Below are 17,484 nucleotides of genomic sequence, written 5' to 3'. Positions count from 1 at the left end.
CCCGAGTTGGAAGTGACCCCATGTTGAACCGCCGCCATTTTATCATGACAGGTGCAGCCCTGTTTTCCACGCCCATCGCGGCGCAAACTGTCGAGGATGCGCCTGCCGACACCCTGACCGGAGGCGAGATCACCACCGATCTGCCGGACGTCGCCGAAGTCGTGCCCCCGCGTGTGCCTGTGTCACCGCCATCGATGTGGCCGGTCTGGGATCGGCGCGTCACGCCCGCAAATTATGATCCGATGACATCCAACCCCTGGGGTTTTCACCCTCGGTTCCTTCCGTCGCTCGTCGAGGCGAACGATGGCTTGCGCGCTGGCGATGTGCATGTCGATGCGGTGGCGCGGTATCTCTACCACGTGCGCGGCGACGGCACCGCGATGCGCTATGGCGTGGCCATCGCGCGGGGCAACCTCTATGAACCCGGCACCTATACGATCCGCCGCAAGGCGAAATGGCCGACATGGCGGCCGACCGATGCGATGATCGCGCGGGAACCGGAAACCTATGCCCAACATTCCGACGGGATGGACGGCGGACCGTCGAACCCCTTGGGGTCGCGGGCCTTTTATCTCTTCGACGGGAACCGCGACACCTATCTGCGTATCCACGGAACGCCCAGCCCGAGGTCTATCGGCGGACGGGCAAGTTCCGGCTGTGTGCGGATGGTCATGGCCCATATCATCGGACTCTATGAAGAGGTCGACACCGGCGTCAGCGCGATCCTTTATCCGACCGAAAACACAGTCACCGCGCGAAGCTGACCGGCTGCGCCCATCGCGGCGCAGCCTTTTTTCGTCGACTCAGGTCGTTGCCGGCGTTGCGGCAGGTGCTTCGGCACAGATCGCGTTGCCGCGCGCGGTACGCAGTGGCAGCAGGGTCGTTTCGACCGGACCTGCGTGCTCATACCAGTAACAATTGTCCTCTTCGAGAAAGACAACCCTGTCGAGGTTCTGATTGGGTGCCGCGATCGCGCGCACGCCTTCGGGCAGTTCAGCGATGAACGGTGACCCGTTTGGTGCGGTGGCTGCCACAGGCATTTCGGTGCAGGCCGCCAGCGAGACGCCTGCCAGCAGCAGCAGTTTCGACCGAATATTCATCTGTATTCTCCAGTTATGATTGGCCAAAGCCCCTTTGACCCTTGTGTGATTGGCAGCACCTTGGCGGATGCGCAACAGGGACCGTGCATCAACTCTGATTTTTCTGTCGGGGCGTGGTCTGACCGCCTACAGAAATTTCGCTTGCTTTTGTGGCAAACTGCACAACAATCGGGCAAATGATGGTCGATGTGGCGCGGACGGGGCTGATGCAAGGCGGTGCGACTGGTGTCTTGCTGCGGTGCGGATGAAACCTGACAGCCGACAAGACCAAACCACCAACGGGGATGTAATAATGTTCAATCGTACAATTCTGGCTGTCGCGCTGACGGGTGCATCGGCAGTTCACGCGCAGACCGATCTGCCCTTCACGCTTGACTGGCGCTTCGAAGGACCCGCCGCGCCCTATTTCGCGGCCATCGACAACGGCAATTTTGCCGCCCTTGACCTGAACGTGACCGTGTCCGCCGGTGACGGGTCACTGGATGCGATCCCCAAGGTCGCGACGGGCGCTTTCCCTGTGGGCATGGCCGACATCAACAGCCTGATCAAGTTTTTGGACCAGAACCCCGGCGCGCCCGTGATCGGCGCTATGATGATCTATGACAAGCCGCCCTTTGCGGTTATCGGACGGCGGTCTTTGGGCATCGACGACACGCCCCAAAGCCTTGAGGGCAAGATCCTCGGCGCGCCGCCGCCTGATGGCGCATGGGCGCAATTCCCGATCTTCGCGGCCGAAAACGGGCTTGATGTCAGCGCGATCACCGTGGAACCCGTGGGCTTTCCGACCCGCGAACCGATGCTGGCCGAAGGCAATGTCGCCGCGATCACCGGCTTTTCGTTCACATCCTATCTGAACACCGCCCGTCTGGGCGTGCCAGAGGATGATCTGGTCACACTGCTGATGGCCGATCACGGCGTCGAGCTTTATGGCAACGTCATCATCGTCAACACCGAATATGCCGCCGCGAACCCCGAAGTGATCAGCAGCTTCCTGCAAGGTGTCGCCGAAGGTTGGGCCATTGCAGTGGCCGACCCCGAGGCCGTGATCCCGATGCTGATCGAACGCAACCCCGCCGCTGATGCGGATCTTGAACTGCGCCGTCTGCAATTGTCCATCAACGACAATGTCGCGACCGATTGGGTCATGGCCAACGGGTTCGGCATCATCGACGACGCACGGATGGCGACGTCCATCGAACAGATTGCCACGACCTATGAATTCGTGAACGAACCCGATGCATCCTTGTATTTCACCAGCGCCTATCTGCCCGAAGGCGGGTTCAGTCTGGCTGAATGACCTTGGAGACGCTGATTGACATCAAGGGGGTGCGGCATGCGTATCGCACCGCCTCTGGCCCTCTGCCGGTGCTGGACGGTCTGGAACTGTCGGTGCCGGAAGGGGGCTTTGTCGCGGTCGTCGGCCCGTCAGGCTGTGGGAAATCCACGCTGACGCGGCTGATCGCAGGTCTGCTGATCCCCGAAGAAGGCGAGGTGCGGGTGCATGGCACGCGCATCACCGCACCCCGGTCGAATGTGGGCATGGCATTCCAGAACCCCGTGCTGCTGGAATGGCGCACGATCCTGCAAAACGTGCTGCTGCCGCTGGAAATCGTGCCGACGAAGCTCAGCAAGGCGCAAGGCGAAGAACGCGCGCGCAAATTGCTGGCGTTGGTGGGTCTGGAAGGGTTCGAGAACAAGCGCCCCTCGGAACTGTCCGGCGGCATGAAACAGCGCGCGTCGCTGTGCCGTGCGCTGATCCATGCGCCCGAGGTCCTGATCCTTGACGAACCTTTCGGCGCGCTTGATGCCTTCACCCGCGAGGATTTGTGGCAGATCATGCACCGCGTGAAGGCCGAAGAACCCTTTACCGGCGTGCTGATCACCCATGATCTGCGCGAATCGATCTTTCTGGCCGATCAGGTCGTTGTCCTGTCGGGCCGGCCTGCACGCACGCAATATGTACTCGATATTCCCGGCACCGGCCTGCGCACGCTGGACCATCTTTACACCCCCGAGGCGGCAAACATGCTCAATATCCTGCGCCACCAGATCGAGGTCGCCCAAGGCCGCGTGCCCGCCGGGGACGCCGCATGACCGCGCGGCAGGTCTATGTGCCGGTCGCGGCATTGCTGATCTTTCTGGCCGCATGGGAGGCGCTGGTCTGGGTCATGGGCTGGCCCACGTTCAAGATGGCCGCGCCCAGCGATTTGCCCCCTGCCTATGCCAAATACTGGGAATTGTTCCTTGTCATGGGCTGGCAGACGCTCTGGCGGACGGTGGCGGGGCTGTTGCTGGCCGTCGTGTTCGGCACGGCGCTGGGCATGGTGATGGGCTTTTCACGCACCATGCGCGATGCGCTTTACCCGCTTCTGGTCGGCTTCAACGCCGTGCCCAAGGCGACCGTTGTGCCCATCGTGGCGCTGATGTTCGTGGGTTGGCACGATTTCAACACGGTGCTGATCGCCTTCATGATCAGTTTCTTCCCGATTGCCGTGTCCGTCTCCATCGGCCTGTCCACGCTGGAACCCGAATACCGCGATATCCTGCGGTCACTGGGTGCCTCGCAATCCACGATCTTCTGGAAAATCGCGCTGCCCAAGACCCTGCCCGAATTCTTCGGCGCACTGAAGGTGTCGGTCACGCTGGCCTTTATCGGCACCAACCTGATGGAGATCGTCTCCCCCCACGGGCGCGGCCTTGGGGCGCTGTTCGACAGCGGCAAGACGAATTCCGATTATCCCCTGATGTTCGCCGTGCTGATCGTCTTGGCGCTGCTGGGCATCTTTCTTTATTACATCGTGGTTGCGCTGGAAAAGACCTTTGCGGGCTGGGCGGATCGCAGCAACGTTTAACCTGTCAAAGCAGCAACCCGCCCAGCCCGAACTGCGCGCCGGTCAGTCCGATCAGGATACCGGCGGGCAGGCTTGCCAGGACTGCAAGGGGCCCGCGTTGTTTGGCCGGGGCGTTGCGGGCGGGTTTTACGCCGCTGGGGAACAGCCGCTCAAACAGACTGTCGATCACCGATGATGCCGCGATCAGACCCCAGAACAGGATGGCCATGCTGATCGCGGTTAGCCAGAAAGCGGCCCAGTCCAGCGTCAAGAGCATATCCAGAGCCAGACCCAGAAACACCCCGATTGCCAGAAACGCAGCCGCGTTCAGCCAATCGCCGGGTGCCATTTTGCGCCGGTCGTTCATCGCAGGCCCCCATGATCGCGCCGCAACACGTTCTTTTGCACCTTGCCCATCGTGTTGCGCGGTAGGGCGTCCAGTAGCACATAGCGGCGCGGTTGCTTGAAGCGGGCGAGGGTGGCTGCGACCTGTGCCGCGATATCCGCGGGCGCCAGCGCGATGCCCGCCTCCAGCACCACTGCCGCGACCACCTGTTCGCCGAGGTCCGCATCCGGCACGCCGAACACCGCGCTTTCCAGCACGCCCGCGACGGCGTTGATCGCGTCCTCGACCTCTTTGGGATAGATGTTGTAGCCGCCCGCGATAATCAGGTCTTTCATGCGGCCCACGATGCTGATGCGTCCGTCGCCATCAGCCACACCCAGATCGCCGGTGATGAAAAAGCCCGTCTCGCGCAAATCCTCGCGCGTCTTGTCGGGCATGTTCCAATAGCCGGAAAACACATTGGGGCCGCGCACCTCGATCATGCCGACTTCGCCTTGGGGCAGGGGTGCGCCTGTCGCGGGGTCGGTGATGACGACCTCGGTGCCGGGCAGGGCGAAGCCGACGGTGCCTGCGACGCGCGCGCCGTCATAGGGGTTCGAGGTGATCATATTGGTTTCGGTCATGCCGTAGCGTTCCAGGATCTTATGGCCCGTGCGCGCCGCAAAAGCGTCATGCGTTTCCGCCAGCAGCGGCGCAGAGCCGGAGATGAACAGCCGCATCTGGCTGCACAGCGCCGCCGTCAGGCGCGCATCGGCCAGCAGGCGGGTGTAGAAGGTCGGCACGCCCATCATCAGCGTCGCTTGCGGCAGTTCCGCGATCACCGCGTCAGGCTGTAAACCCGCCATTAACCGCACTTGCGCCCCCGCCAGCAGCGATGTGTTCAGCGCCACGAACAGCCCGTGGGTGTGAAAGATCGGCAGCGCATGGATCAGCCGGTCCTGTGCCGTGATCCGCCAGAGATCGGTCAGCGCCTGCGCATTGGACAAAAGATTGCGATGCGTCATCATCGCGCCCTTGGACCTGCCTGTCGTGCCTGAGGTATAGAGCAACCCTGCCAGATCATCCGGGCCGCGCGGCACGGTGGTAAAGTGGCCTGGTGCGGCATCGGCAGCGGCGGACAGGGTGCCGCGACCATCCGCGCCCAGCGTCAAAAGCGCAGCACCATCGGGGCACAGCGGGCGCAGCGCCCCTGCGTCCCTGCTGTCGCAGACCACGACCTTGGGCGCTGCATCGGCAATGAAATAGGCCAGTTCCGCCTGCGTATAGCCGGTGTTGAGCGGCAGATAGACCGCTCCCGCCTGCACCGCGCCTGCATAAAGCGCGACCGCATCCGCGACCTTGGGCACCTGTGCCACGACCCTGTCACCGGGGCGCACGCCCTGTGCTGTCAGCACATTGGCGATCCGTGCGGCACGCTGCACGAAATCAGCATAATTCAGGCTGCGCCCGTCGTCGCCGATCAGGAAAGGGGCCGTGTTTGTGGCATGGGGCGCGATCAGCGCATCGTAAAGCAGGTTGGCCAAGGGCAGGTCCTATTTGTCGCGGCGCGACCGGCTTTTCGCGTAAAGGTGCCGGTTGAGCGTTATGAAATCACGGATCAGCCGTCCCAGCAATCCGGCAGACCGCCCCCTGAGATAGGCATAGCCCGCCAGTGCGCCGATCACCGCCCCGAGCGAGTCGATGATCAGGTCGATCATCGTGTCATCGGCGCTTTTCTGCATGGTGGTGCCGAACGCGCGATCCATTCCGAATTCGAAAATTTCCCACATCACGCCGATGCTCAGCGCGAAGGTGAAGGACAGAAAGGCGATCGCACTTGGCGGGGCCGCGAATTTGTCGCCATCGAACAGCATGTAGATGAACAAAAACCCGATCATCCCAAGCGCAACGGCGGATGACGCATGCAACGCCATGTCCCACCACCAGATCCGGTAATAGATATCGAACACTTCGCCAAAGATCAGCGATGCAATGATGAACGCGACGGTCGCGACCAGAAACGGCAGCGGCAGCGCGATGTTGTAGCGCGACGCCAGCAGAACGGGGGCTGTGGACAGGGTCAATGTCAGGGCTGACATCGCGGCGAGCGGCCACCAGCCTTCCCAGGCCGACCAGACACAGGCAAGCACCATCATGATCCAGAGCGGTGCCAGCAACCGCAGGCGGTTGTTGTTGTATTCGGAAATCTGGTTCATCGCTCTCGCTCTTCTCTGCGTGTCCGGCGTCACTATATCATGGATATGGCCAAGGTTCCTCACAACCCCCAGCACCTGCGGCTTGCATCCTACAATATCCGCAAGGCCAAGGGCGTTGACGGGCGCTATGATACGGGCCGGATCGTGGATATTCTGGCCCGTCTCGATACCGATGTCGTCGCTGCCAAAGAAGCCGCGATCCGTGCTGCCGTCGCGCGTGACAGACGGCCTACGGCGATATTGGGGGATTTCAACGAATGGTCGCCCGCGTGCGGGCTGGAGCCCCTGCGCGCGGATTTTACGGTTCACGCGCCGGGCAAGTCGTTCCATGCCGCGATGCCGATGGCCACAGTCGACAGGATCGCGCTCAGCCGTGACATTGCGCTGACAGACGGCGGCGTCGTGCAGACACCGCAAAGCCTGCGGGCCTCGGACCATCTGCCGATCTGGGGCGATGTGGTAATCGACCGCGCGGCCTGATTGACGCAGGTCAAGGGACTGGTGCGGGGTTTGTGGCATCATTGCGCATCCCGATGGCCAAGTAGGACCAGGCGATGACCCGAGAAACCGAAAAAAACAGCTTTGCCCCCGACGTTCTTGACGTGATGGCCGCCGTAAATCCGGCCATGTCATGGATGAACGCCCCATGGATCGACACAATGACCGAGGTAGGCGGCGAACTTGCGTCCTTCGTCGCTGACCGGTTCAGGCAGGACATCGCCTTGCAGCAGGCCCTGCTGCGGTGTCGGTCACTGGCCGAGGCACAGCATAAGCAGGCTGAATTCCTTCAGAAAGCGTTCGATCAATATCAGGCCGAGACCGGCAAGCTGATCGCGATGACCGGCGGGATCGCATCCGGCCGGTCAAGCTGAGGCGTCGCGCCTAATGCGCAAGCAGGACGGCGTGATCTTTCTGGTTGACCATGATCTGCGTGGTGCCGCCAAGGATACGCTGGCGCGCCCGCGAATGCACATAGGCCCCCATCACGATCAGGTCCGCGCCGATTTCGCTGGCACGCGACAGGATGCAAGTGCCGATATCCTGCCCAGCGCTGGGCGATTGCTGCACGGTGACGGTGCAGCCGTGCCGCGTCAGCCACGTGGCGACATCGCTGCCTGGGTTCTGGCCTTCGGGGCCGTCGGGGTTTGGGTCCACCACCAGAATGGTCACCTGGTCCGCCTGCCGCAGGATCGGCAGGGCACGGTGCAGCGCGCGCAGGGCGGGCAGGCTGCCGTCCCACGCCAGCATCGGGCGCTTGGCATGGACAAGTTCATCGATTCCGGCGGCGTTTAGCGCGACGGGAACCGGGGTCTTGAAGAGTATGCCTTCAATCGCCTGCTGAAACGTCAGGCTTGCATCCGACACCGCCGGATCGAGCAGGACGAAATCACATAACGCGGCCCGCGCAGCGACCTGGTCGTTGAGCATTGGCGCCTCGCAATAGGCCGATGTGACGTCACCGGCGATGCCTGCTGTCTGCAACAATTTCTCGATTGCATCGGCGCGGTCGGCGACATCCTTGCCGCCGGCCTGATAGGCCTCGTGCCAGTTTTCGGGAAAGATGATCGGGCCATAAGGCGCCGACCCGTAGGCCCACATCGGCAGGGACGGCGCGGTGCCAACCACAAGGATGGACAGATGCACACCGCGCGCAGGCACGCTGCTGATGTAATGGCGGATCCTGTCATCATCACAGGTGGCATCAACGACGATCAGGGCTGTCAGTCTGTCCATGGGTCACATCCTTTGTATTGCGCGCGGCGATATCGTCGCGCATTGCGTGTTTATCGCATATCTGATCCGCGCCGGCCTTGACGCAAATCAACCCCTTCGCAGCCCGCGCTTGCCCGCGTCCCCCCGTTGTGCGACGTGTGGACGACGGCGGCTCCGCAACCCGAAGGTCGCCTTGCCAGCACATCGCCAACCCGACCTGCACCGAGGAACACATGTCAGCCACCACGACCAAGGCGCAGCCGGACCCGTCCGGCCCCGTCCGCTTTGACAGCGACGGCGGGCGGCTGTGCGTGCAGGGGCGGCTGACGATAGATGCGTTCCAGACACTCGATCTGGATGCCGCAAGGGATCAGGCGACGCAGGCAGAGGTGATCGACATCGCCGGCTTGTCGCATATGGATACAGCGGGTGCATGGTTTCTGCTCGATCTCGCGCAGCGCACATCGGCGGGCGCGGCGTCAGGTATCACGGGGGCCAGTGACGCGCAGACCCAGCTGATCGCGGCCGTAGGCGACAACCTGCCGCCCGAGGATGCGGGCGAAACGCCGCCTGCAAGGCTGGTCGACCATCTTGAAAAGCTGGGCCGCCGTGTTGCGCTGGCAGGCAGCAACGCCTTGGAAATGGTGTCGTTTCTGGGACAGGTCATCGCGACGCTGGGCCGCGTGATCCGGCACCCGCGCCAGTTGCGGCTGACATCGGTCGTGCATCATTGTCAGGAAGTCGGGGTGCAGGCCGTGCCCATCGTCGCACTGATGGCGTTCCTGATCGGGGTCGTGCTGGCCTTTCAGGGGTCGGCGCAGCTGCGCCAGTTCGGGGCCGAGGTGTTCGTCGTCGATCTGATTGCCATTTCGATCCTGCGCGAACTGGGCATCCTGTTGACCGCGATCATCGTCGCGGGGCGGTCGGGGTCGGCCTTTACCGCCGCCATCGGGTCGATGAAAATGCGCGAGGAAATCGACGCGATGCGTACACTCGGGCTTGATCCTGTCGCGATCCTGATCGTGCCGCGTGTGCTTGCGCTGATTTTCATGCTGCCTGCCTTGGGGCTGATCGCGAATGTCTCCGGTCTGATCGGCGGCGCGATCATGTCGTGGATCGAACTGGGCGTGTCCCCTGCGGTGTTCCAGTCGCGGCTGGTCAGCAACACGGATGTGTGGCACTTCAACGTCGGCATGATCAAGGCGCCGTTCTTTGCGCTGATCATCGGGATCATCGGCTGCTACCAAGGCATGAAGGTCGGCGGCGACGCCGAAAGCCTTGGGCGGCTGACCTCGGCCTCGGTCGTGATGGCGATCTTCATGGTGATCGTGGCCGATGCGCTGTTTTCGATCTTTTTCGCGATTGTGGGGGTGTGATGACCGACGAACCCATCATCCGCGTGCGGGGGCTGGTGACGCGTTTCGGCACGACCGTGGTGCATGACGGGTTAGACCTTGACGTCAAACGCGGCGAGATCATCGGCGTCGTGGGCGGGTCGGGCACCGGAAAATCCGTGCTGCTGCGGTCCATCGTCGGCCTGTTGAAACCCGCCGAAGGGCAGATCGAGGTGTTCGGAAAAAGCGTGCGCGACACCGACGCCGATCATTACCGCGCCCTGCGCCGCCGCTGGGGCGTGATGTTTCAGGATGGCGCGCTGTTTTCATCGCTGACCGTGCGCCAGAACGTCGAAGCGCCCATGCGCGAACAGCTCGACCTTGACGACGACCTGCGTGCGCTGCTGGCGGGGATCAAGGTGCGTATGGTGGGGTTGCCGGACAGGGCGCTGGAAAACTATCCGTCGGAATTGTCGGGGGGGATGCGCAAACGCGCGGGGTTCGCGCGCGCCATCGCCCTTGATCCCGAAATCGTGTTTCTGGACGAACCCACGGCAGGGCTTGACCCGATCGGTGCGGCGGCGTTCGACAAACTCATCAAGCAATTGCAGATATCGCTGGGCCTGACGGTGTTCCTTGTGACGCATGATCTTGATAGCCTGCACGCGATCTGTGACCGCATCGCTGTTCTGGCCGACAAGAAAGTGCTGGCCGTGGGGACGATGCAAGAGATGATGGACCTTGATCACCCTTGGGTGCATGAATATTTTCATGGGCCCCGTGCAAGGGCCGCCACCCCGGTGGCAGACCGGAAAGAGACTGACTGATGGAAACGCGTGCCAATTTCGTCCTGATCGGGGCTTTCACACTTGCCGCCATCCTCGGCACGCTGGGTTTCTTCATCTGGCTCGCTTCTGTGCAGCTTGACCGGCAATATGCGACTTACGGAATCCTGTTCGACGATGTGTCCGGCCTCGATGCGTCGGGGGCGGTGACATACAACGGGATCGCGGTGGGGTCCGTCATCGGGTTGCGGATCTATGAGGAAGACCCTTCCAAGGTCTTCACCGTGATCCAGATCGACGCCGCCACGCCTGTCAGCACGGCTACGGTCGCCCAATTGCAGTCGCAGGGCGTAACGGGGGTGGCTTTTATCTCGCTGGCCGTGACGGACGCACAGCCTGAACCGTTGGAGGATTTCAGCAACGGGCTGCCGATCATCCCGTCCCGCCGGTCCACCGTGCAGGCGCTGGTCGAGGACGCGCCGGACCTTTTGGCCGAGGCGCGGCAATTGCTGCAACAGGCACAGGTGTTCGCCGGGTCGGAAAATCAGGCGCTTGTCGCCGATATCCTGCGCAACCTGTCCCGCACCAGTGGTCAGCTTGATCAGGCCCTGAGCGATTTCTCCGAGATCAGCGGCACGGTCAGGGATGCGACATCGCAGATAACGCTGTTCACTGACAGGCTCGACACGATCGGCGAGGCGGTCGAAACGACGCTGCGCAGCACCGACAGTGCGCTGGTCGCGGTGCAGCAGGCGTTTGTGTCCGCCGATGCCGTCCTGAACACCACCGGCCCCGCGCTGGAACGGGTCGAGGGTACGTTCACGCTGGCCGAAGAATTGTTGCGCGACCAGATCCCGGAGATTCTGGCGCAGGTGTCCGACACGGTGGCGCGGACGAACGCCGCTGTGCAGGATCTCCAGACGCGGACGGGCCGGACGCTGGATGGTTTCGGGGACACCGCCGATCTGCTGAACGCGCGGCTGGTTGAACTGGAAACGACGCTGGCCGATGCGGATATCGCTTTTGATGCCGTGACCACCGCTTCCGAAAGCCTTGAGGTGCTGGTCGAAGGTGACGGTGCTGCCTTCATCGCCGAGGCGCGCGCCGCTGTCGCGACTATTGAGACGGTCGTCAACACCGATCTGCCGCTGATTGTGGCCGATGTGCGCACGGCGGTGCAAACGGCCTCCATCGCGGTCGAGGATGTGTCCGCCGATGTCACGGGCTTTACCAGCCGCCTGACACCGCTGGCCGATGATACGCAGGCGGCGATCACGTCCGCCACCGATCTGATCGCGCAGGCGCAGACCTCGCTGGCCGCGCTGAATACCACGCTTGTCGTGGTGGACGGCGCGCTGGGGTCGGCGCAGACGACCTTTGATACGGCCAATGACGTGTTGCAGACCGACCTTGGGCCTGTCCTGTCCGATCTGCGGACCGCTGCCGACCGGATCAGTGTCGCGGTCGAGAATGTGTCCGCCGATGTGCCCGCCATCACAGCGGACCTGCGCGCCCTGATCGCGCGGGCGGATGCGGTGGCCGCGCAGGTGCAGAATGCCGTTGCGCAATCGGCACCGGGGATCAGCGATTTTTCCACGGGTGGGCTGACGGAACTGACCCGCCTTGCCACCGAGGCGCGTGGCCTGATCGCGACGCTGAACGGCCTGACACGGCGGATCGAAAACGATCCTGCGGGGTTCATTCTGGACAACCGCGTTCCCGAATACCGGAGGTGACACCATGACCCCAACCCGACTGACACGCAGACTGGCCATTTTCGGCGGGGCCGCGGCCCTGAGCGGATGCAGCGCCGTGTCTGCCCTGAATTCCGCGGGAACGCCGCTCGACACCTACGACCTGATACCGCCAGGCGGCAGCACAACAGGGCGCCAGACGCAGCGGACGTTGCTTGTCGCCCTGCCTGATACGACGGCGGCGATCAGCACGGACCGGATTCTAGTCCGGCCCAATGCCGCCGCGATCACCTATCTGCCCGACGGGCGCTGGACGGCCGAACTGCCCCGCGTCGTGCAATCGCTGCTGGTGCGCGGCATCTCGGCCACGGGGCGCATCGGCTATGTCGGACCCGCCGAAGGCGGGCCGGTCCCCGACAGCGCGCTTCTGACGCGTGTGGATGCGTTCGATGTGACCATCGGGGCGGACGGTATCCCCGTCGCCGCCATCGACATGACGCTGACCGTGCTGAACGACCGCGACCAGCGTGTGCTTGCCACGCGCCGGTTCAACCAGTCGGTGCCGGTCGCCAATGACGGACCCCCCGCCATCGTCGCGGGCTTTCAGGCGCTGGTGGACAGCCTGCTGCCCGCGATCGCCGATTGGGTGCTGGCCAGCGCCTGACGAGTGTTTTGTGAAATTTTTGTAAAACCCCGAAAACCGGCTTGGCAGGTGCTATATTTCGTATATTCGTGAAATATGGAAATAGATATCTGCACCCGTCTGACAATTCTTGGCCACCCCCAGCGGCTGGCCGTGTTCCGCCTGTTGATGCGGCGCTATCCCGACCGTGTGCCAGCGGGCGAACTGGCGCAGGCGCTGGAGATCAAGCCGTCCACCCTGTCGGCCTATCTGTCCGCGCTGGTACAGGCTGGTCTGGTCACACAGGATCGTGTGGCTACATCCCTGCAATATACGGTCGCCATGGACCGTGTGAACGAGACATTTGCATACCTCTACAACGATTGCTGTCGGGGCAGGCCCGACCTTTGCGCGCCCGCGCCCCTTGAGAAAAGCCCGATGACGACGACCAAGTATAACGTGCTTTTCATCTGCACCGGCAATTCCGCCCGCTCCATCTTTGCCGAGGCGATCCTGCGCAAGCAAGCAGGCGACCGCTTCAACGCCTATTCGGCAGGGACTTTGCCGCGGTCAGAGTTGAACCCCTTCGCTCTCGACCTGTTGCGACAAACGGGACATGATTTATCGCTGCTGCACTCCAAGAATATTGGCGTGTTCAATGGCCCCGACGCACCGGTTTTCGATTTCGTCTTTACCGTCTGCGATCAGGCCGCGAACGAGGAATGTCCGGCATGGTCCGGCCAGCCCGTCAGCGCCCATTGGGGCATGCCCGATCCGGTCAAGGCCACCGGCACGGACGCGGAAAAAAGCCTGGCGTTTCAGCGCGCCTTTGGCGGGCTTGCCAACCGGATCAAGCTGTTCACGGCGCTGCCCATCGCCAGCCTTGACCGGATGTCGCTGCAAAAGGCGGTCGATTATATCGCGCAAACCCAGACGGAGGCATCGCTGTGACCACTTATGCGATCAACGGCCTTGGCCGCATCGGCAAGCTTGCCCTCAAGCCGCTGCTGGAAAAAGGCGCAAAGATCGCGTGGATCAACGACGCCGTTGGCGATCCTGCGATGCAGGCGCATCTGCTGGAATTCGACACCGTGCATGGCCGCTGGGCCGCCGATTTCGCGCATGACGCGAAGAGCGTGACGATCAACGGCACGCGGCTGCCCTTTATTGGGACAAAGGATCTGACGGCCCTGCCGCTGGACGGTGTCGATGTGGTGATCGACTGCACCGGCGTCTTCAAGACGGAAAGCAAGCTGGCCCCCTATTTCGCGGCAGGGGTGAAAAAGGTCGTGGTCTCTGCCCCGGTCAAGGACGGGCGCACCGCAAATATCGTCTATGGCGTCAATGATGGCATCTATGATCCTGCCGACCATGACATAATCACCGCGGCGTCCTGCACCACGAACTGCCTGGCACCCGTGGTCAAGGTGCTGCTGGACGGGATCGGCATCACGCATGGGTCGATCACGACGATCCACAATGTCACCAACACCCAGACCATCGTGGACCGCCCCGCCAAGGATCTGCGTCGCGCGCGGTCAGCGCTGAATTCGCTGATCCCCACGACGACGGGCAGCGCCACGGCGATCACGCTGATCTATCCCGAACTTGCAGGCAAGCTGAACGGCCATGCCGTGCGCGTGCCCCTGCTGAACGGATCATTGACGGACTGCGTGTTCGAGGTCCCACGTCCGACCACGGTAGCGGAAATCAACGCCCTGATGAAAGCCGCAGCCGAAGGCCCGCTCAAAGGCATCCTGGGCTATGAGGAACGCCCGCTGGTGTCCGCCGACTACACCAACGACACGCGGTCGGGCATCGTCGATGCGCCTTCGACCATGGTGGTGAACGGGACGCAGGTGAAGCTCTACGTCTGGTATGACAACGAGATGGGCTATGCGCACCGGCTTGCCGATGTGGCGCTGATGGTCGGGGCGTCGCTGTGACGGCCAGACCAGCGGGGCTGAACGCTTATATCGCCGTCACCGCATCCTATTGGGCGTTCATGCTGACCGATGGCGCGTTGCGGATGCTGGTGCTGTTGCACTTTCACAGCTTGGGCTTTTCGCCTGTGCAGCTGGCCTATCTCTTTGTCCTTTACGAAATCGCCGGGATCGTCACGAACCTGTCCGCAGGCTGGATCGCGGCGCGGTTCGGGTTGACCCTGACGCTTTATCTGGGGCTGGGGTTGCAGGTGCTGGCGTTGCTGGCACTGGCGCAGCTTGACCCGACATGGGCCATCGGTGCGTCAGTCGTCTTCGTCATGCTGGTGCAAGGGGCGAGCGGGGTGGCCAAGGATCTGGCCAAGATGGCGTCCAAATCCGCCGTCAAGATACTGGCCCCCGAGGCTGGGCTGTTCCGCTGGGTCGCGCTGCTGACCGGATCGAAAAACGCGGTCAAAGGCTGCGGCTTTCTGTTGGGGGCGGCGCTGCTTGCGACATTGGGCTTCACAGTGGCGGTGCTGGCCATGGCGGCGGTGCTGGCCGTGATCCTGTGCGCTGTGCTGGCCTTCATGCCCTCCGGCCTGCCCAAAGGGCGCAAGGGTGCCAAATTCACCGAACTCTTTTCCAAATCCCATAACGTCAACTGGCTGAGTGCGGCGCGTGTCTTTCTGTTCGGCGCGCGTGACATCTGGTTCGTCGTCGGCATCCCGATCTATTTCTATGCCGTGCTGTCGGACGGGACAATCGCGGGCAACCGGAACGCGTTTTTCATGATCGGGACGTTCATGGCGGTCTGGATCATCCTGTATGGCGCGGTGCAGGCCGCCGCGCCCAAGCTGCTGCGCGCGGACGCACGGCCAGCGGCAGAACTGATCGGGGCGGCGCGGAATTGGGCCTGGGCGCTGGCGGCGGTGCCTGCGATCCTGACTTCGGCGGCGGTGCTGTCAACGGGTCCGCAGATTTGGCTGACGCTGGTGCTGGTCGCGGGCCTGCTGGTCTTCGGCGCGATCTTCGCGGTCAATTCGGCGCTGCATTCCTATCTGATCCTGTCCTTCAGCAAAGCGGAACGGGTCACGATGGATGTGGGGTTCTACTACATGGCCAATGCGGCGGGTCGGCTCTTGGGCACCTTGCTGTCGGGGCTGACCTATCAGGCGGGCGGTCTGCCGCTGATGCTGGGCACCGCGACGGTGATGGTCGCATTGTCCGCGCTGGCGGCGGGGCGGCTGGACCGGGCTGTCACTGAAACCGGTTGACGACTTTGGCATGCCGGTGCGGCGCGCCGTTGCCGTGCGCGTGGCTGTGATCCTCGACGATGACGGGCACCAGCGCAAGTCGCCCGTGCCGCACGCCGCGTTCTAGAAACAGCGCATTGGCGATGGCCGCAACCTCGGCCACCGACCCTTTCAGCACGGCAACCTCGACCGATGTGGAATGGTCCACCGGCACCGACAGCGCGGCGGCGAAGCGGTCGTGATGATCCTGCCTGACCTGCGGGATTTTGCGGGCAAGATCGCGCATCTCGGGTTCGATCGTATAGCTCGCGATGCCAAGACACATGGCGTCGTCCGGTGCCTCGGGCGCAAGACTGCGCGCCACCAGATCGCGGATCGCCTCTGAGCGGTTGGTGGCACCGGATGCATCCATATGCGCATCCACCGCGGCCAACAGATCATCGTCGAGGGTCATCGTGATACGCTTCATCGGGTCTTACCTGCCATATGTGTGGCCAGCATCGGCCAAAGCGGTGCGAAGGGCAACGCCGTTTCCTTTCGGAACTGCCACTAGCGGACCGCGTGATCCGCGCCGTGAGCAGCACCACCGCGCCGGGCAAGGAACGGGCGTTCGATTCCCAGATAGATCAGTACGGACAAGCCCAGCGACAGGCCCAGAAACGCGGCCCAGAACAGCAGGCCGCTGTCCGCGCCGCTCAGAGCCAGCGCAAGCGGGATCAGGGGGAAATGCACCAGATAGAGGCTGTAGGACAGCCGCGCGCCGATGCGAAACAGGGTCTTTGCCGGCAGGGGAACGCTGTGCAGCGACGCTGATGCCCAGACAGCTGTGCCGCACAATACGGCAATTGCGACAGGTTGCAGGCTTGAGTCCCACAGCGTGATGGTCCCCATGAAATCATCCGACCCAAGCCAGACCAGCGACACCAGCAGAACGCCCACAAGAACGGACAGGGCCGTCGGGGGGGCAAGTTGCTTGCCCGCTGTCGTCAGCAGTGCGACGCCCGAACCGATCAGCAACGCATCCAGCGAGGCATAGAATGGGCTGCGCAGCGCGACCCAGAAGGTCGGATAATCGACCGGCTGGTCCATCTGCATGTACAGCCCGGTCCGCAGCGCCACGCCTGCCGCGAGCAGCACAGCCAGAACCATGATCCGCGCAGCAAGCCTACGCAACCGCAGCAAAAGCCAGACAAGTAAGGGCAGCGCGAGGTAGTATTTCACCTCGACCCCAAGCGACCAGAAGACGACGTTGATGTCGCTTGCCAGCACATCCTGCAAGAACAGGAGGTGATAGATCACGCGCCACGTCAGGTCTTCCCCGTCCACGGCAAAACCCGGAAAGACGCCCGCGACCGTCAGGGTCAGCACCGCCAGATAGGCCGGAAGAATGCGCCTTGCACGATCCTGTAGGTACAGGCGCACCCCCGCATCTCTGTGCGGGGCAAGCAGTTTTGCCGTCAAAAGATAGCCTGAAAGCACGAAGAACAGATCGACGCCGACCCAGCCGTTCAGCCCCAGAAAATCAAACACTCCGTAGGTTGCGGGATCGACGTCACGCAGGATAACGCGCTGCCCGTGGCGCAACAGCACCAGTGTAATCGCGACCGTTCGCAGCAGGTCAAGCCAGGGGTTGTCGCCGGGTCTTTGGGCAAAAGAGGCGGCCAGCCACCCGGTCGCCCGCATCAT

Annotated in this window: 20 protein-coding genes; 13 read left to right on the top strand and 7 right to left on the bottom strand. The window is 62.9% G+C overall.

What is annotated here, in order from left to right; all coding sequences use genetic code 11:
- Nucleotides 1–20 precede the first annotated feature (20 nt).
- Nucleotides 21–764, top strand: a complete 744-nt coding sequence (locus tag H147_RS0103575; protein ID WP_019953972.1) for a L,D-transpeptidase — start codon at nt 21–23, stop codon at nt 762–764.
- A 39-nt stretch (nt 765–803) separates the two neighbouring features.
- Here H147_RS0103575 and H147_RS0103570 read toward each other — a convergent pair whose 3' ends face one another.
- Nucleotides 804–1,100, bottom strand: a complete 297-nt coding sequence (locus H147_RS0103570) for a hypothetical protein (RefSeq protein ID WP_019953971.1) — start codon at nt 1,098–1,100, stop codon at nt 804–806.
- A gap of 292 nt (nt 1,101–1,392) precedes the next feature.
- Here H147_RS0103570 and H147_RS0103565 point away from each other — a divergent pair, with 292 nt between their 5' ends.
- From H147_RS0103565 to H147_RS0103555, 3 genes are read left to right on the top strand one after another with little or no spacing between them, the layout of a single operon-like run.
- Entirely contained in the window at nt 1,393–2,397 is a 1,005-nt protein-coding gene (locus H147_RS0103565; protein WP_019953970.1) for an ABC transporter substrate-binding protein, read from the top strand.
- Nucleotides 2,394–3,194 (top strand): ABC transporter ATP-binding protein, encoded by an 801-nt coding sequence (locus H147_RS0103560; RefSeq protein ID WP_019953969.1) that lies wholly within the window; start codon nt 2,394–2,396, stop codon nt 3,192–3,194. The genes H147_RS0103565 and H147_RS0103560 overlap by 4 nt, the downstream gene beginning before the upstream one ends.
- A complete protein-coding gene (locus H147_RS0103555) occupies nt 3,191–3,952 on the top strand; it encodes an ABC transporter permease (protein WP_019953968.1) in 762 nt (253 codons plus the stop codon). The genes H147_RS0103560 and H147_RS0103555 overlap by 4 nt, the downstream gene beginning before the upstream one ends.
- A 4-nt stretch (nt 3,953–3,956) precedes the next feature.
- Here H147_RS0103555 and H147_RS0103550 read toward each other — a convergent pair whose 3' ends face one another.
- From H147_RS0103550 to H147_RS0103540, 3 genes are read right to left on the bottom strand one after another with little or no spacing between them, the layout of a single operon-like run.
- On the bottom strand, nt 3,957–4,298 hold the full coding sequence (locus H147_RS0103550; protein WP_019953967.1) for a hypothetical protein: 342 nt from the start codon (nt 4,296–4,298) through the stop codon (nt 3,957–3,959).
- Complete coding sequence (locus H147_RS0103545; RefSeq protein WP_019953966.1) at nt 4,295–5,800, bottom strand: malonate--CoA ligase; 1,506 nt, start codon at nt 5,798–5,800, stop codon at nt 4,295–4,297. Before H147_RS0103545 ends, H147_RS0103550 begins: the two co-directional genes overlap by 4 nt.
- A gap of 9 nt (nt 5,801–5,809) precedes the next feature.
- Nucleotides 5,810–6,472 (bottom strand): DUF2238 domain-containing protein, encoded by a 663-nt coding sequence (locus tag H147_RS0103540; protein ID WP_019953965.1) that lies wholly within the window; start codon nt 6,470–6,472, stop codon nt 5,810–5,812.
- A 45-nt stretch (nt 6,473–6,517) separates the two neighbouring features.
- On the opposite strand from H147_RS0103540, the gene H147_RS0103535 reads away from it, so the two are divergent.
- Both H147_RS0103535 and H147_RS0103530 read left to right on the top strand, forming a co-directional pair.
- Entirely contained in the window at nt 6,518–6,952 is a 435-nt protein-coding gene (locus H147_RS0103535; RefSeq protein WP_169379850.1) for an endonuclease/exonuclease/phosphatase family protein, read from the top strand.
- A gap of 74 nt (nt 6,953–7,026) precedes the next feature.
- Entirely contained in the window at nt 7,027–7,344 is a 318-nt protein-coding gene (locus tag H147_RS0103530) for a phasin family protein (protein ID WP_019953963.1), read from the top strand.
- A 10-nt stretch (nt 7,345–7,354) separates the two neighbouring features.
- Here the strand turns inward: H147_RS0103530 and H147_RS0103525 are convergent, their stop codons facing one another.
- Nucleotides 7,355–8,206 (bottom strand): universal stress protein, encoded by an 852-nt coding sequence (locus tag H147_RS0103525; protein ID WP_019953962.1) that lies wholly within the window; start codon nt 8,204–8,206, stop codon nt 7,355–7,357.
- Between the two features lie 212 nt (nt 8,207–8,418).
- Between H147_RS0103525 and H147_RS0103520 the strand changes: the two genes are divergently transcribed.
- From H147_RS0103520 to arsJ, 7 genes are all read left to right on the top strand, one after another.
- Nucleotides 8,419–9,561, top strand: coding sequence for an ABC transporter permease (locus tag H147_RS0103520; protein WP_019953961.1), 1,143 nt, complete (start codon nt 8,419–8,421; stop codon nt 9,559–9,561).
- Nucleotides 9,561–10,346 (top strand): ABC transporter ATP-binding protein, encoded by a 786-nt coding sequence (locus H147_RS0103515; protein ID WP_019953960.1) that lies wholly within the window; start codon nt 9,561–9,563, stop codon nt 10,344–10,346. Before H147_RS0103520 ends, H147_RS0103515 begins: the two co-directional genes overlap by 1 nt.
- Nucleotides 10,346–12,040, top strand: coding sequence for an MlaD family protein (locus H147_RS0103510; protein ID WP_019953959.1), 1,695 nt, complete (start codon nt 10,346–10,348; stop codon nt 12,038–12,040). Before H147_RS0103515 ends, H147_RS0103510 begins: the two co-directional genes overlap by 1 nt.
- Before the next feature lie 4 nt (nt 12,041–12,044).
- Nucleotides 12,045–12,662, top strand: coding sequence for an ABC-type transport auxiliary lipoprotein family protein (locus tag H147_RS0103505; protein WP_019953958.1), 618 nt, complete (start codon nt 12,045–12,047; stop codon nt 12,660–12,662).
- Between the two features lie 75 nt (nt 12,663–12,737).
- A complete protein-coding gene (locus H147_RS0103500) occupies nt 12,738–13,571 on the top strand; it encodes an arsenate reductase/protein-tyrosine-phosphatase family protein (RefSeq protein WP_019953957.1) in 834 nt (277 codons plus the stop codon).
- Complete coding sequence (locus H147_RS0103495) at nt 13,568–14,566, top strand: ArsJ-associated glyceraldehyde-3-phosphate dehydrogenase (RefSeq protein ID WP_019953956.1); 999 nt, start codon at nt 13,568–13,570, stop codon at nt 14,564–14,566. The genes H147_RS0103500 and H147_RS0103495 overlap by 4 nt, the downstream gene beginning before the upstream one ends.
- Complete coding sequence (gene arsJ / locus H147_RS0103490; RefSeq protein ID WP_019953955.1) at nt 14,563–15,819, top strand: organoarsenical effux MFS transporter ArsJ; 1,257 nt, start codon at nt 14,563–14,565, stop codon at nt 15,817–15,819. Before H147_RS0103495 ends, arsJ begins: the two co-directional genes overlap by 4 nt.
- Here the strand turns inward: arsJ and nikR are convergent.
- Nucleotides 15,803–16,267 (bottom strand): nickel-responsive transcriptional regulator NikR, encoded by a 465-nt coding sequence (gene nikR / locus H147_RS0103485; RefSeq protein ID WP_019953954.1) that lies wholly within the window; start codon nt 16,265–16,267, stop codon nt 15,803–15,805. The two genes, arsJ and nikR, sit on opposite strands and share 17 nt — an antisense overlap.
- 80 nt (nt 16,268–16,347) lie before the next feature.
- Entirely contained in the window at nt 16,348–17,484 is a 1,137-nt protein-coding gene (locus H147_RS0103480; protein WP_019953953.1) for an acyltransferase family protein, read from the bottom strand.

It is taken from the genome of Yoonia vestfoldensis DSM 16212 (assembly GCF_000382265.1).
Taxonomy (GTDB): Bacteria; Pseudomonadota; Alphaproteobacteria; order Rhodobacterales; family Rhodobacteraceae; genus Yoonia; species Yoonia vestfoldensis.
Note: the sequence above shows the minus strand (reverse complement) of the source record. Positions and strands in the feature narration are given on the sequence as shown.

Bases quoted from the DNA above. Each gene is read 5' to 3' on its own strand.
- H147_RS0103575 (WP_019953972.1), top strand. From the start codon at position 21: ATGTTGAACCGCCGCCATTTTATCATGACAGGTGCAGCCCTGTTTTCC.
- H147_RS0103570 (WP_019953971.1), bottom strand. From the start codon at position 1,100: ATGAATATTCGGTCGAAACTGCTGCTGCTGGCAGGCGTCTCGCTGGCG.
- H147_RS0103565 (WP_019953970.1), top strand. From the start codon at position 1,393: ATGTTCAATCGTACAATTCTGGCTGTCGCGCTGACGGGTGCATCGGCA.
- H147_RS0103560 (WP_019953969.1), top strand. From the start codon at position 2,394: ATGACCTTGGAGACGCTGATTGACATCAAGGGGGTGCGGCATGCGTAT.
- H147_RS0103555 (WP_019953968.1), top strand. From the start codon at position 3,191: ATGACCGCGCGGCAGGTCTATGTGCCGGTCGCGGCATTGCTGATCTTT.
- H147_RS0103550 (WP_019953967.1), bottom strand. From the start codon at position 4,298: ATGAACGACCGGCGCAAAATGGCACCCGGCGATTGGCTGAACGCGGCT.
- H147_RS0103540 (WP_019953965.1), bottom strand. From the start codon at position 6,472: ATGAACCAGATTTCCGAATACAACAACAACCGCCTGCGGTTGCTGGCA.
- H147_RS0103535 (WP_169379850.1), top strand. From the start codon at position 6,518: ATGGCCAAGGTTCCTCACAACCCCCAGCACCTGCGGCTTGCATCCTAC.
- H147_RS0103530 (WP_019953963.1), top strand. From the start codon at position 7,027: ATGACCCGAGAAACCGAAAAAAACAGCTTTGCCCCCGACGTTCTTGAC.
- H147_RS0103525 (WP_019953962.1), bottom strand. From the start codon at position 8,206: ATGGACAGACTGACAGCCCTGATCGTCGTTGATGCCACCTGTGATGAT.
- H147_RS0103520 (WP_019953961.1), top strand. From the start codon at position 8,419: ATGTCAGCCACCACGACCAAGGCGCAGCCGGACCCGTCCGGCCCCGTC.
- H147_RS0103515 (WP_019953960.1), top strand. From the start codon at position 9,561: ATGACCGACGAACCCATCATCCGCGTGCGGGGGCTGGTGACGCGTTTC.
- H147_RS0103510 (WP_019953959.1), top strand. From the start codon at position 10,346: ATGGAAACGCGTGCCAATTTCGTCCTGATCGGGGCTTTCACACTTGCC.
- H147_RS0103505 (WP_019953958.1), top strand. From the start codon at position 12,045: ATGACCCCAACCCGACTGACACGCAGACTGGCCATTTTCGGCGGGGCC.
- H147_RS0103500 (WP_019953957.1), top strand. From the start codon at position 12,738: ATGGAAATAGATATCTGCACCCGTCTGACAATTCTTGGCCACCCCCAG.
- nikR (WP_019953954.1), bottom strand. From the start codon at position 16,267: ATGAAGCGTATCACGATGACCCTCGACGATGATCTGTTGGCCGCGGTG.
- H147_RS0103480 (WP_019953953.1), bottom strand. From the start codon at position 17,484: ATGATGCGGGCGACCGGGTGGCTGGCCGCCTCTTTTGCCCAAAGACCC.